At 72.0% G+C, this 12,126-nt stretch carries 14 protein-coding genes; 13 read left to right on the top strand and 1 reads right to left on the bottom strand.

Going from position 1 to position 12,126, the window contains the following annotated elements; genetic code table 11:
• Position 1 precedes the first annotated feature (1 nt).
• The 11 genes from ruvX (at position 2) to nusB (ending at position 9,619) form a co-directional block, all read left to right on the top strand.
• A complete protein-coding gene (gene ruvX / locus AB8735_RS08185; protein WP_344029612.1) occupies positions 2–466 on the top strand; it encodes a Holliday junction resolvase RuvX in 465 nt (154 codons plus the stop codon).
• A 124-nt stretch (positions 467–590) separates the two neighbouring features.
• Positions 591–2,321, top strand: coding sequence for an endolytic transglycosylase MltG (gene mltG / locus AB8735_RS08180; RefSeq protein ID WP_372406371.1), 1,731 nt, complete (start codon positions 591–593; stop codon positions 2,319–2,321).
• Positions 2,318–3,145, top strand: coding sequence for a shikimate dehydrogenase (locus AB8735_RS08175; RefSeq protein WP_372406368.1), 828 nt, complete (start codon positions 2,318–2,320; stop codon positions 3,143–3,145). Before mltG ends, AB8735_RS08175 begins: the two co-directional genes overlap by 4 nt.
• Positions 3,146–3,330: 185 nt before the next feature.
• Positions 3,331–4,515: a chorismate synthase gene (gene aroC, locus AB8735_RS08170; protein ID WP_344029620.1), complete on the top strand. Its 1,185-nt coding sequence runs from the start codon at positions 3,331–3,333 to the stop codon at positions 4,513–4,515.
• On the top strand, positions 4,512–5,078 hold the full coding sequence (locus AB8735_RS08165) for a shikimate kinase (protein WP_372406366.1): 567 nt from the start codon (positions 4,512–4,514) through the stop codon (positions 5,076–5,078). Before aroC ends, AB8735_RS08165 begins: the two co-directional genes overlap by 4 nt.
• Positions 5,079–5,085: 7 nt before the next feature.
• Positions 5,086–6,177 carry a 3-dehydroquinate synthase gene (gene aroB / locus AB8735_RS08160; RefSeq protein WP_344029626.1) on the top strand — a complete coding sequence of 364 codons (1,092 nt, stop codon included), beginning with the start codon at positions 5,086–5,088 and terminating at the stop codon, positions 6,175–6,177.
• Positions 6,174–6,617, top strand: coding sequence for a type II 3-dehydroquinate dehydratase (aroQ, locus tag AB8735_RS08155; RefSeq protein WP_344029629.1), 444 nt, complete (start codon positions 6,174–6,176; stop codon positions 6,615–6,617). The genes aroB and aroQ overlap by 4 nt, the downstream gene beginning before the upstream one ends.
• Positions 6,618–6,687: 70 nt before the next feature.
• On the top strand, positions 6,688–7,407 hold the full coding sequence (locus AB8735_RS08150) for an AAA family ATPase (protein WP_372406364.1): 720 nt from the start codon (positions 6,688–6,690) through the stop codon (positions 7,405–7,407).
• A gap of 58 nt (positions 7,408–7,465) precedes the next feature.
• Positions 7,466–8,572, top strand: coding sequence for a M24 family metallopeptidase (locus AB8735_RS08145; protein ID WP_372406362.1), 1,107 nt, complete (start codon positions 7,466–7,468; stop codon positions 8,570–8,572).
• 49 nt (positions 8,573–8,621) lie between these two features.
• Entirely contained in the window at positions 8,622–9,188 is a 567-nt protein-coding gene (efp, locus tag AB8735_RS08140; RefSeq protein WP_185946186.1) for an elongation factor P, read from the top strand.
• 2 nt (positions 9,189–9,190) lie between these two features.
• Positions 9,191–9,619 (top strand): transcription antitermination factor NusB, encoded by a 429-nt coding sequence (gene nusB, locus AB8735_RS08135; protein ID WP_344029638.1) that lies wholly within the window; start codon positions 9,191–9,193, stop codon positions 9,617–9,619.
• 91 nt (positions 9,620–9,710) lie between these two features.
• Here nusB and bldD read toward each other — a convergent pair whose 3' ends face one another.
• Positions 9,711–10,211, bottom strand: coding sequence for a transcriptional regulator BldD (gene bldD / locus AB8735_RS08130; protein ID WP_004948690.1), 501 nt, complete (start codon positions 10,209–10,211; stop codon positions 9,711–9,713).
• Positions 10,212–10,441: 230 nt separating this feature from the next.
• On the opposite strand from bldD, the gene pyrR reads away from it, so the two are divergent.
• The gene (pyrR, locus tag AB8735_RS08125) at positions 10,442–11,023 is read left to right on the top strand and encodes a bifunctional pyr operon transcriptional regulator/uracil phosphoribosyltransferase PyrR (RefSeq protein WP_344029642.1); all 582 of its coding nucleotides are present in this window, start codon (positions 10,442–10,444) and stop codon (positions 11,021–11,023) included.
• Between the two features lie 87 nt (positions 11,024–11,110).
• Complete coding sequence (locus tag AB8735_RS08120; RefSeq protein ID WP_344029644.1) at positions 11,111–12,124, top strand: aspartate carbamoyltransferase catalytic subunit; 1,014 nt, start codon at positions 11,111–11,113, stop codon at positions 12,122–12,124.
• The last annotated feature ends 2 nt before the right edge of the window (positions 12,125–12,126 follow it).

Below are 12,126 nucleotides of genomic sequence, written 5' to 3'. Positions count from 1 at the left end.
CGTGCGACGAGGCAGACGCATCTCCGTCGACGTCGGGGACGCCCGGATCGGGGTCGCCTCGTGCGACCCCGACGGGATCCTCGCCACCCCGGTCGAGACCGTGCCGGGGCGGGACATCCCGCAGGCGCACAAGCGCCTGGCCGCGATCGTCGCGGAGTACGAGCCCATCGAGGTCGTCGTCGGCCTGCCCCGCTCCCTCAAGGGGGGAGAGGGGCCGGCGGCGGCCAAGGTGCGCACGTTCGCCAAGGAGATGGCCCGGCGCGTCGCCCCGGTGCCGGTCCGGCTGGTGGACGAGCGGATGACCACGGTCACCGCGGCCCAGGGGCTGCGCGCCTCCGGGGTGAACTCCAAGAAGGGCCGTTCGGTCGTCGACCAGGCGGCGGCCGTGATCATCCTGCAGAACGCGCTGGAGACCGAACGGGTGTCTGGTCGCCCTCCGGGCGAACCCGTCGAAGTGGTCATCTAATCGCGATACGGTAACCTTCCGCGCGACATGGCAGCTGTTCGAACGCCATCCATTCCGGACCAGACGATCGGACCCGCGCCCCTCCGGGGGCGCCCGGCTGCCGCTGTGCGGCTCTAGGGGATAGATGACTGAGTACGGCCGGGGTTCCGGCTCCCAACCGTGGAATCCCGGCGACCCCCACTACGGGGACCAGGGATACGAGGGCGGGCAGTACCCCCCGCAACACCCCTCTCAGCACGCTCAGCAGCAGCCCTACTACGGGCAGCAGCAGCACCCCGAACAGCAGCAGTACGGTTGGGACGCGGCGCAGGACGGAAGCGGCCACGCCGCCCCGGGCGGCTACTACGGCGCCGGGGGCGGGTATCCGCAGGCGTACGACACCGGTCAGCAGCCCATCCCGCAGGGCCAGCAGCCCTACGACACCGGCCAGCACCCCCACGTCCAGGGTCAGCAGTCCTACGACACGGGGCAGCAGCCGCACCTGCAGGGTCAGCAGCCGTACGACACGGGACAGCACCCCTACGTTCAGGGGCAGCAGACCTACGACACCGGCCAGCATCCCGTCCCGCAGGGACAGCAGTTCCCGCAGCAGCCGGCCCCGGCCGGGGAACAGCCGCACGAGGAATGGGCGGACGGCTCCTCCACGGGCACACAGCCCCTCCTCTCCAAGACGGAGGCCGCCCCGGTGTCCTCCCCGGCCATAGACCTCCTGCCGGGCGGCGGGGGCGACGACGAGGACGACGAGCCCCGTCGCGGCCGCCGCGTCGGCAAGGGGAAGAAGGCGCCCAAGCGCCGCAGCGGAACGGCCTGTCTGGTGGTCGCCGTCGTGCTCCTCGGCGTCGTCGGCGGCGGGGGCTACCTCGCCTACGACTACTGGCAGACCAACTACGGCCCCGCGCCCGACTACGAGGGCGAGGGCTCGGGCCAGGTGCAGGTCGAGGTCGCCAAGGGCAGCGGCCTCACCCAGATCGGTGACGCCCTCCAGAAGAAGGGCGTCGTCAAGAGCGCCCGCGCCTTCACCGAGGCCGCCAACGGCAAGCTCATCCAGCCGGGCACGTACACCCTGAACAAGGAGATGTCCGCCGCCTCCGCCGTCACGATGATGACGGACACCAAGAACCTGCTGACGCTGCGCGAGGGCATCCGCGCCGCCGCCGTCTACACCGCGATCGACCAGAAGCTGGGGCTCAGCCCGGGCACCACCAAGGGGGTCGCGCACAGCCAGGCGAAGAACCTGGGCCTGCCCGCCTGGGCCACCGCCTCGTCCGATGTCAAGGATCCGCTGGAGGGCTTCCTCTTCCCGTCGCAGTACAACGCGGGCAAGGGCACCAAGCCGGAGGAGATCCTGCGGCAGATGGTCGCCCGCGCGGTGAAGAACTACGGCGAGCAGGACCTGGAGGGCAAGGCGAGGGAACTGGGCCTGAAGTCCCCGCTCCAGGTGATCACCGTCGCCAGCCTCGTCCAGGTCGAGGGCAAGTACAAGCACGACTTCGACAAGATCTCCCGGGTCGTCTACAACCGCCTGAAGCCGGACAACAAGGAGACCTACGGCCTCCTCGACTTCGACTCCACGGTCAACTACGCCAAGAGCCAGAGCACCCTGGACACCGGCTCGGTCAACGACCTGCGCAAGTTCGACGACCCGTACAACACCTACAAGATCAAGGGGCTGCCGCCGGGCCCAATCAGCAACCCCGGCATGGACGCCCTGAAATCGGCGCTCGAACCCGCCTCCGGCCCCTGGTACTACTTCGTCTCGATCAACGAGAACGAGACGCTCTTCGCGGTGACCAACGCGGAGCACAACAAGAACCGGGAGCGGTACAACCAGGAGCACAAGAAGGCCGGCCAATGATCACACGCCAGCGTGCCGCCGTACTCGGCTCGCCCATCGTCCACTCGCTCTCCCCGGTCCTGCACCGGGCCGCCTACGCCGAACTGGGCCTGGGGGAGTGGACGTACGAACGGTTCGAGATCGACGAGGCCGGGCTCCCCGGCTTCGTGGCCGGGCTCGGCCCCGAGTGGGCCGGGCTCTCGCTGACGATGCCGCTCAAGCGCGCGATCATCCCGCTGCTGGACGAGGTCAGCGCCACCGCGCGGTCCGTCGAGGCGGTCAACACCGTGGTGTTCACCGAGGACGGCCGCCGGGTCGGCGACAACACCGACATCCCCGGCCTGGTCGCGGCGTTGCGCGAGCGCGGCGTGGAGAAGATCCCCTCCGCCGCCGTCCTGGGCGCCGGCGCCACTGCCTCCTCGGCGCTGGCCGCCCTCGCCGGGATCTGCTCCGGCGAGGTCACCGCCTACGTCCGCAGCCCGGAGCGGGCCGCCGAGATGCGGCAGTGGGGCGAGCGGCTCGGGGTGGACGTGCGCGTCGCCGACTGGGCGCGCGCCGCCGAGGCGTTCGAGGCGCCGCTGGTGATCGCCACTACCCCCGCGGGGGCCACGGACGCCCTCGCCGATGCCGTCCCCGAGCACGCCGGCACCCTCTTCGACGTGCTCTACGAGCCCTGGCCGACCCCGCTGGCCGCGGCCTGGGCCCGGCGCGGCGGCACTGTCCTCGGCGGTCTCGACCTGCTCGTCCACCAGGCGGTGCTCCAGGTCGAGCAGATGACCGGGGCGGCCCGGGCGCCGCTGGCCGCGATGCGCGCGGCGGGAGAGGCGGCCCTGGCGGCCCGCTGACGTCCCGCGGTTCCCACCGGTCCCGTCCCGTCGCATTCCCGCCCGCCGAAGATCGGCAGGAAAGGGCCAGAACCGGACCGGCCTCCGGGAATCCGCCCGGGACATGGGAGGATCGGGGATGGCGGCCCGCACCGCGGGTCGGTCGTGCCGCCGCACGTACCGAGGCGCGAGCAGGAGGAGTTCCGTTGAGCAGGTTGCGCTGGCTGACGGCCGGGGAGTCGCATGGCCCGGCACTGGTGGCGACGCTGGAGGGGCTGCCCGCAGGCGTTCCGGTCACCACCGACATGGTCGCGGACGCGCTCGCCCGGCGTCGGCTGGGCTACGGCCGCGGCGCCCGGATGAAGTTCGAGAAGGACGAGGTGACCTTCCTCGGCGGCGTCCGGCACGGGCTCTCGCTGGGCTCCCCGGTCGCGGTCATGGTGGGCAACACCGAGTGGCCCAAGTGGGACAAGGTCATGGCGGCCGACCCGGTGGACCCGGCCGAGCTCGACGGCATGGCCCGCAACGCCCCGCTGACCCGGCCCCGTCCGGGCCACGCCGACCTGGCGGGCATGCAGAAGTACGGCTTCGACGAGGCCCGGCCGATCCTGGAGCGCGCCTCCGCCCGCGAGACCGCGGCGCGGGTGGCCCTGGGCTCGGTGGCCCGCTCCTTCCTCAAGGAGGCCGCCGGCATCGAGATCGTCTCGCACGTGGTGGAGCTGGCCTCGGCCAGGGCCCCCTACGGCCTCGTCCCCCAGCCCTCCGATGTGGAGCGGCTGGACGCGGACCCGGTGCGCTGCCTCGACCCGGACGCGAGCAAGGCGATGGTCGCCGAGATCGACCAGGCGCAGAAGACCGGTGACACCCTCGGCGGCGTCGTCGAGGTCGTCGCCCATGGCGTCCCGGTGGGCCTGGGCTCGCACGTGCACTGGGACCGCCGGCTGGACGCGCGGCTGGCCGCGGCCCTCATGGGCATCCAGGCCATCAAGGGCGTCGAGCTCGGCGACGGCTTCGCGCTGGCCCGGGTGCCGGGCTCGCAGGCGCACGACGAGATCGTGGGCACCGAGGACGGCATCCGCCGCTCGACGGGCCGCTCCGGCGGCACCGAGGGCGGCCTGACCACCGGTGAGCTGCTGCGCGTGCGCGCCGCGATGAAGCCGATCGCCACCGTGCCCCGGGCGCTGGCCACCGTGGACGTCGCCACCGGCGAGGCGGCCAAGGCGCACCACCAGCGCTCCGACGTGTGCGCCGTGCCGGCCGCCGGCATCGTCGCCGAGGCCATGGTGGCGCTCGTCCTGGCCGACGCCGTCGTGGAGAAGTTCGGCGGCGACAGCGTCGCCGAGACCCGCCGCAACGTGCGGGGCTACCTCGACAACCTGGCGATCAAGTGACCGTTCCCCAGGGTCCCGTCGCCGTCCTGGTCGGCCCGCCCGGCGCGGGCAAGTCCACCATCGGCGCCCTGCTCGCCGAACGGCTGGGCACCGGCTACCGGGACACCGACGCCGACATCGAGCGGACGGCCGGCAAGCCCATCCCGGAGATCTTCATCGACGAGGGCGAGCCGCACTTCCGCGCGCTGGAGCGACAGGCCGTCCGCACCGCCGTGGCCGAGCACTCCGGAGTGCTCGCCCTCGGCGGCGGGGCGATCATGGACCCGGACACCCGGGCCCTGCTCAAGGGCCTGCCCGTCGTCTTCCTCGACGTCGAACTGGCCGACGCGGTACGCCGGGTGGGCCTGGACAGGCCGCGCCCGCTGCTCGCCGTCAACCCCCGCCAGCGGTGGCGGGAGCTGATGGAGGCGCGCCGCCCGCTCTACCACGAGGTCGCCCGCGCCGTCGTGGCCACCGGGGACCGGACGCCCGTCCAGGTCGCCGAGGCCGTGCTCGAGGCGCTGGGGCTGCCCCGCACCACCGGCACCATCGCCGTACCGGACACTCCGGACACCACGCAGTGAGGAACGCATGACGGACGCCCCCACCCGTATCCAGGTCGCCGGCAGCGCGGGCACCGCGCCGTACGAGGTCCTGGTCGGCCACCGGCTGCTGGGCGAGCTGCCCGGCCTCATCGGCCGCGACGCCCGGCGCGTGGCCGTGCTGCACCCCGAGGCGCTCGCCGAGACCGGTGAGGTGCTGCGCTCGGACCTGGCGGCCGAGGGCTACGAGGCCATCGCCATCCAGGTGCCCAACGCCGAGGAGGCCAAGACCGCCGAGGTCGCCGCCTACTGCTGGAAGGCGCTCGGCCAGTCCGGCTTCACCCGCACCGACGTCGTCGTCGGCGTCGGCGGCGGGGCCACCACCGACCTGGCCGGCTTCGTGGCCGCCACCTGGCTGCGCGGGGTGCGCTGGATCGCCGTGCCCACCACCGTGCTGGCGATGGTGGACGCCGCGGTCGGCGGCAAGACCGGCATCAACACCGCCGAGGGCAAGAATCTCGTCGGCGCCTTCCACCCGCCGGCCGGGGTGCTGTGCGACCTGGCCGCGCTGGAGTCGCTGCCCGTCCACGACTACGTCAGCGGCCTGGCCGAGGTGATCAAGGCCGGTTTCATCGCCGACCCGGAGATCCTCGACCTGATCGAGGCCGACCCCGAGGCCGCCCGCACCCCGGCCGGCCCGCACACGGCCGAGCTGATCGAGCGCGCGATCCGGGTCAAGGCCGAGGTCGTCTCCCAGGACCTCAAGGAGTCGGGCCTGCGCGAGATCCTCAACTACGGCCACACGCTGGCCCACGCCATCGAGAAGAACGAGCGCTACAACTGGCGGCACGGTGCGGCGGTCTCCGTCGGCATGGTCTTCGCCGCCGAACTCGGCCGGATCGCGGGGCGGTTGGACGACGCGACGGCGGACCGGCACCGTGCGGTGCTGGAGTCCGTGGGCCTGCCGGTGACCTACCGCGGCGACCAGTGGCCCAAGCTGCTGGAGACGATGAGGATCGACAAGAAGACCCGGGGCGACCGGCTGCGCTTCATCGTGCTGGACGGGCTGGCGAAGCCGGTGGTGCTGGAGGCTCCGGACCCGGCGATGCTGCTGGCCGCGCATGCGGAGATCGCGGCGTGAGCGCGCGGAAGGTGCTCGTCCTGAACGGGCCCAACCTCGGCCGGCTGGGCTCCCGCGAGCCCGACGTCTACGGGGCCACGTCCTACGCCGGGCTGGTGGAGGAGTGCACGAAGCTGGGCGCCGGGCTCGGCTTCGCGGTCGAGGTCCGGGAGACCAACGACGAGGGCGAGATCATCCGCTGGCTGCACGAGGCGGCGGACGGGCGGATTCCGGTGGTCATCAACCCCGGTGCGTTCACGCACTACTCGTACGGGATGCGGGACGCGGCGGCGCAGCGGACGGCTCCGTTGATCGAGGTGCATATCTCCAACCCGTATGCGCGGGAGGAGTTCCGGCATACGTCGGTCATCGCGCCGGTTGCGTCGGGGACTGTGGCGGGTTTCGGCATCGGTTCGTACCGGTTGGCGTTGCGGGCGCTGGCGGAGGAACTGGCGGGCTGAGGTTGGGCGTTGGGGGGATTGTGCCCCTGTCCCGCCCTTTCATCGTTTCTTCGGGGTCCGGGTCTCCCCGGTGGGGGGCACCCCCTCTGGGGGAGGTGAAAGGGCGGGGCTGGGGCAAACTAAGCCCCCGACGGCCACCCACCCGCACGAGACGGAGTACCACCGGATGCAGCACCCGCAGCACCCACCGATGCCGGCCGTGCCACCTCCGCCCAGCGCCCCCGTCATCGGCGTGCCTCCCGTCGCCGTCCTTCTCATCGGCCCCGCCGGTGCAGGAAAGACCACCGTGGCCCGTCACTGGGCCGACAGCCGTCACACCCCGACCGCCCACATCAGCCTCGACGACGTCCGCGAATGGGTGCGCGCGGGTTTCGCCGACCCGCAGTCGGGCTGGAACGACCACTCCGAGGCCCAGTACCGCCTCGCCCGCCGCACCTGCGGCTTCGCCGCGCGCAACTTCGTCGCCAACGGCATCTCGTGCATCATCGACGACGCGGTCTTCCCCGATCTGCCCGCCGTCGGCCTCGGCGGCTGGCAGCGGCACATCGGCCCGGGCCTGCTGCCCGTGGTGCTGCTGCCGGGTCTCCAGGTGGTCCTGGAGCGCAACGCCGAGCGCACCGGCAACCGCCGCCTGGGCGACGAGGAGGTCGCCCGCATCCACGGCCGGATGGCCGGCTGGTACGGCTCGGGGCTGCCCATCATCGACAACTCCCAGCAGGACGTGCCCACCACGGCCCGGCTCCTGGACGAGATCGTCGCCCGCGCCCTGGCCGCCCCGCCCCGCTGGTAGCGGCCCGGCCGGATGCTCCGGAGAGGCCGGTTCGGGCCGCCGAACGTACGCTCGGAGCATGTCCGACGTGTACGCGGAGCGGCGCGCACGGCTGCTGGAGCGGTGCGTGGCCGGTGGCAGTGACGCCGCCCTGGTGACCGGCGGGGCCAATGTGCGCTACCTCGCGGGCCGGGTGCCGGCCGGGTCGGCCCTGCTCGTCGGGCCCGGGCACGACCTGCTGCTGTGCGTGGCGGACCCGTTCGACGCCGGTGGGGACGGCCGGCCCGCCGGGGACCTGCGGATCTTCGTCCTGCCGAGCGTCGAGGGCGACCCGGCCGTGGCGGCCGCGGAGCGGGCGGAGGCCGCCGGGGCCCGTGCCGTGGCGGTGGAGGAGCACCATCTGACCGTCCTGCGCCACCGGGCCCTGCGCTCGGTCGCCCCCGGGCTGCGGCTGGACGACCTGGGCCCGGCCGTGGAGCAGCAGCGGCTGGTCAAGGACGACGAGGAGATCTCCTGTCTGCGCATCGCGGCCGAGATCGCCGATCAGGCGCTGGGGGAACTGCTGGAGTCGATCCTGGTGGGCCGTACCGAGCGCCATCTGGCCCTGGAGCTGGAGCGGCGGCTGGTGGACCACGGGGCGACCGGGGCCGCGTTCGCCACCTCGGTGGGGACGGGGCCGGACTCGGGGCTGATGGGCCATGTGCCCTGCGACCGCCGGGTCGAGGAGGGCGACTTCCTCACCGTCTGCCTGGGCGCCGACTACCGCGGCTACCACAGCGAGGTCGCCCGCACGTTTGTGATCGGGACGTCCCCCGCGGAGTGGCAGATCGAGCTGTACGAGCAGGTCTTCGCGGCCCAGCGGGCCGGGCGGGAGGCGCTCGTGCCCGGCACGCCGTACCGTGAAGTGGACCGCGCGGTGCGCCGGGTGCTGGACGCCGCGGGCCACGCCGAACGGCTCGGTCCATGGGTCGGCCACGGCGTCGGACTCGAAAACGGCGAGGACCCTCGGCTGGCGCCCTCGGCCATGGGTAAACTGGACGCTTGCGTGCCGGTCACCGTAGATCCGGGGGTTCACCTCCCGGGGCGGGGCGGCGTCCGGATCGATGACACGCTCGTCGTCCGCCCCGAGGCGGACGGCGGTCCCGAGCTACTCACCATCACGACCAAGGAGCTGCTCGCGCTGTAGCGCGTGCCTCTTCGGGGTCGCAAGCTTCAGTCCAGGAGATTCCGCAACCGTGGCTTCCACGAACGACCTCAAGAACGGCATGGTGCTCAAGCTCGAAGGCGGCCAGCTCTGGTCCGTCGTCGAGTTCCAGCACGTCAAGCCCGGCAAGGGCCCCGCCTTCGTGCGCACCAAGCTCAAGAACGTGCTGTCCGGCAAGGTCGTCGACAAGACCTTCAACGCCGGCGTCAAGGTCGAGACGGCCAACGTCGACAAGCGCGGTATGCAGTTCTCGTACATGGACGGCGAGTACTTCGTCTTCATGGACATGGACACGTACGACCAGCTGCACATCGACCGCAAGACCGTCGGTGACGCCGCCAACTTCCTGATCGAGGGCTTCGAGGCCGTCGTCGCGCAGAACGAGGGCAGCGTCCTCTACGTCGAGCTGCCGGCCGCCGTCGAGCTCACCATCGAGCACACCGACCCGGGCGTCCAGGGCGACCGCTCCACCGGTGGCACCAAGCCCGCCAAGCTGGAGACCGGCTACGAGATCCAGGTCCCGCTGTTCATCAGCACGGGCGAGAAGATCAAGGTCGACACCCGTACCGGCGATTACCTCGGCCGGGTGAACAGCTAACCGTGGGCGCTCGCAGCAACTCCCGGAAGCGTGCCTTCCAGATCCTCTTCGAGGCCGACCAGCGCGGGGCGACCGTGCTGGACGTCCTCGCCGACTGGGTCCGGCACTCGCGCTCGGACGACCGGCAGCCGCCGGTCAACGAGTACACGATGCAGCTGGTCGAGGGGTACGCCGAGCACGTGGCCCGGATCGACGAGCTGATCGCCACCTACGCGGTCGACTGGGACCTGGACCGGATGCCTGCCGCCGACCGGAACATCGTCCGGCTCGGCGCCTACGAGCTCATCTGGGAGGACGGCACCCCGGACGCCGTGGCGATCGACGAGGCGGTGCAGCTCGCCAAGGAGTTCTCCACGGACGAGTCGCCGGCCTTCATCAATGGCCTGCTGGCCCGCTTCAAGGATCTGAAGCCCGGCCTTCGCCGCGCATGACGCCGAAAACGCCCGTGGGGCGGGAGACCGAAAGGTTTCCCGCCCCACGGGCGTTTCAGTGGCGTCTCACAAGAAGCCGGGAAGAGGGGCGCTACGCGTCCTCGTGCTGGACCGCGCGGCGCGCGTCCGCGTCCAGCACGCCCCAGCTGATGAGCTGCTCGGTGAGCACCGAGGGCGACTGGTCGTAGATCACGGCGAGGGTGCGCAGGTCGTCCTGGCGGATCGACAGCACCTTGCCGTTGTAGTCGCCGCGCTGGCTCTGGATGGTCGCCGCATAACGCTGGAGCGGGCCCGCCTTCTCGGCCGGGACGTGGGCGAGGCGCTCCAGGTCCAGGACCAGCTTCGGCGGGGGCTCCGCAGCGCCGCCGGGCGTCGTGCCGGGCAGCAGCTCCTGCACGGGCACCCCGTAGAAGTCGGCCAGCTCGGCCAGGCGCTGCACGGTGACGGCACGGTCGCCGCGCTCGTACGAGCCCACTACCACGGCCTTCCAACGACCCTGCGACTTCTCCTCCACGCCGTGGAGGGAGAGACCCTGCTGGGTGCGGATGGCGCGGAGCTTGGCCCCGAGCTGTTTGGCGTATTCGCTGGACATAAAGCTCCCGGACGCTGTATCGACGTGCGGCGGTTCTTCGACTGCCGCGCGGCTGGTAACTCACTGTGAGGTTACGCAGCGTAATCTGCCTTCGTCAAGCCGAATGGTCCACCGCTTCCGCCGTCAGGGGGTGGGGCCGGAGCGCTCCGGCGGTGCTGGTAGGGTGGACCCCGCAATTCCGACGTCCTTTAATGTCCGTCCCGTGAGGCGGAGAAGGAGGTCCGTTTCGTATGGACACCACCGTATCCGCGGCAGGTCCCGCGCGCCCGGTGCTCGAAGCACCGGACATCGCCAGGGTCCTCACCCGCATCGCCCACGAAATCGTCGAACGCGCCAAGGGCGCCGACGACGTGGTCCTCCTCGGCATTCCCACCCGAGGCGTTTTCCTGGCCCACCGACTGGCCGCCAAGCTCGCCGAGATCACCGGCAGCAGCGTGCCCGTGGGCTCCCTCGACATCACCATGTACCGGGACGACCTGCGCCTGCGCCCCGCCCGGGCGCTCGCCCGCACCGAGATCCCCGGTGAGGGCCTCGACGGCAGGCTCGTGGTCCTGGTCGACGACGTGCTCTTCTCCGGCCGCACCATCCGCGCCGCGCTCGACGCCCTGAACGACATCGGGCGCCCCCGTGCCGTCCAGCTCGCGGTCCTCGTGGACCGCGGCCACCGCGAACTGCCGATCCGCGCCGACTACGTCGGCAAGAACCTCCCCACGTCGCTGCGGGAGACGGTCAAGGTCCAGCTCACCGAGGAGGACGGGCGCGACAGCGTGCTCCTCGGCGTGCGCGCGGCCGCCCCGGCCGACGGGCAGTAGCCCCCTTCCGCGAGCCCTCGGGGCGAGGCGGCGGTTCCGCCTGCCCCGACCCGGCCTCCCGCACACCCTCACACCACGGAGCACCGGATGCTGCACCTCTCCGGGGGGAGCCCCCGTACCCGCGGCCACCTCGTCTCGGCCGCCGACCTCACCCGTGACGACGCCGTCCTGATCCTCGACACCGCCGAGGAGATGGCCCGGGTCGCGGACCGGCCGATCAAGAAGCTGCCGACCCTGCGCGGCCGCACCGTCGTCAACCTCTTCTTCGAGGACTCGACGCGGACCCGCATCTCCTTCGAGGCCGCCGCCAAGCGGCTCTCCGCCGACGTCATCAACTTCTCCGCCAAGGGCTCCTCGGTCTCCAAGGGCGAGTCGCTCAAGGACACCGCGCTGACGCTGGAGGCGATGGGCGCCGACGCGGTCGTCATCCGCCACCACGACTCGGGCGCCCCGCACCGGCTGGCCACCTCCGGCTGGATCAACGGCTCGGTGGTCAACGCGGGCGACGGCACCCACGAGCACCCGACCCAGGCGCTGCTGGACGCCTTCACCCTGCGCCGCCGCCTGGTCGGCCCCGACGCGGGCCTCGGCCAGGACCTGACCGGGCGGCGGGTCACCGTCGTCGGCGACATCCTGCACAGCCGGGTCGCCCGCTCCAACGTCCACCTGCTGACCACCCTGGGCGCCGAGGTCACCCTGGTCGCCCCGCCGACCCTGGTGCCCTTCGGCGTCGAGCACTGGCCCTGCGAGGTCTCCTACGACCTCGACGCCGTGCTGCCCAAGTCCGACGCCGTGATGATGCTGCGCGTCCAGCGCGAGCGCATGAACGCCGCCTTCTTCCCCACCGAGCGCGAGTACGCCCGTCGCTACGGCCTCGACGGGGAGCGCATGGCCCGGATGCCCGAGGACGCCATCGTCATGCACCCCGGCCCGATGAACCGCGGCATGGAGATCACCGCCGAGGTCGCCGACTCCGGCCGCTGCACCGCCGTGGAGCAGGTCACCAACGGCGTCTCCATCCGCATGGCCGTCCTCTACCTGCTGCTCGGCGGCTCCGAGTCCGCCGTCGCCACGAACACCCGCACCGAGGAGACGAAGTAACC

It is taken from the genome of Streptomyces luteireticuli (assembly GCF_041519305.1).
Taxonomy (GTDB): domain Bacteria; phylum Actinomycetota; class Actinomycetes; order Streptomycetales; family Streptomycetaceae; genus Streptomyces; species Streptomyces luteireticuli.
Note: the sequence above shows the minus strand (reverse complement) of the source record. Positions and strands in the feature narration are given on the sequence as shown.

Bases quoted from the DNA above. Each gene is read 5' to 3' on its own strand.
- aroB (WP_344029626.1), top strand. From the start codon at position 5,086: ATGACGGACGCCCCCACCCGTATCCAGGTCGCCGGCAGCGCGGGCACC.
- AB8735_RS08145 (WP_372406362.1), top strand. From the start codon at position 7,466: ATGTCCGACGTGTACGCGGAGCGGCGCGCACGGCTGCTGGAGCGGTGC.
- mltG (WP_372406371.1), top strand. From the start codon at position 591: ATGACTGAGTACGGCCGGGGTTCCGGCTCCCAACCGTGGAATCCCGGC.
- AB8735_RS08175 (WP_372406368.1), top strand. From the start codon at position 2,318: ATGATCACACGCCAGCGTGCCGCCGTACTCGGCTCGCCCATCGTCCAC.
- pyrR (WP_344029642.1), top strand. From the start codon at position 10,442: ATGGACACCACCGTATCCGCGGCAGGTCCCGCGCGCCCGGTGCTCGAA.
- bldD (WP_004948690.1), bottom strand. From the start codon at position 10,211: ATGTCCAGCGAATACGCCAAACAGCTCGGGGCCAAGCTCCGCGCCATC.
- AB8735_RS08120 (WP_344029644.1), top strand. From the start codon at position 11,111: ATGCTGCACCTCTCCGGGGGGAGCCCCCGTACCCGCGGCCACCTCGTC.